This is a genomic window from Peribacillus sp. SIMBA_075 (genome assembly GCF_046534585.1).
In genome coordinates this window covers 1-319 of sequence record NZ_JAWRYN010000310.1, presented here as the reverse complement: position 1 = coordinate 319, position 319 = coordinate 1, and the positions used below count along the sequence as shown (strand labels likewise).

The window sequence follows — 319 nt, the reverse complement described above, 5'->3', positions numbered from 1 at the left end:
CCGCAGATTTAATCACAATATCACTCTCGGGCAAATGCTGCATGACAGCATCAAACATTTCCTGCACGGATTCCACAGCGACGAACTCAACTCCAGCAGGACGCTCCAACGAGGTTGGACCACTTACGAGCGTCACCTTCGCTCCTCTATCCCGTGCCGCTTCTGCGATGGCATAGCCCATCTTGCCGGAAGCATGGTTTGTAATGTAGCGGATCGGATCGATTTTTTCACGTGTCGGACCGGCTGTTACCAAGACATGCTTCCCTGCCAAATCCTGCGTTTGCTCAGGTACTTGCTTTTTCTCGAAAAAGGCAACAAC

Annotated in this window: 1 protein-coding gene; it reads right to left on the bottom strand. The window is 51.4% G+C overall.

The window, feature by feature from the left end:
• On the bottom strand, positions 1-319 hold a 319-nt coding region (locus tag SB775_RS28365; protein WP_410864506.1), incomplete at both ends, for a phosphopantothenoylcysteine decarboxylase domain-containing protein.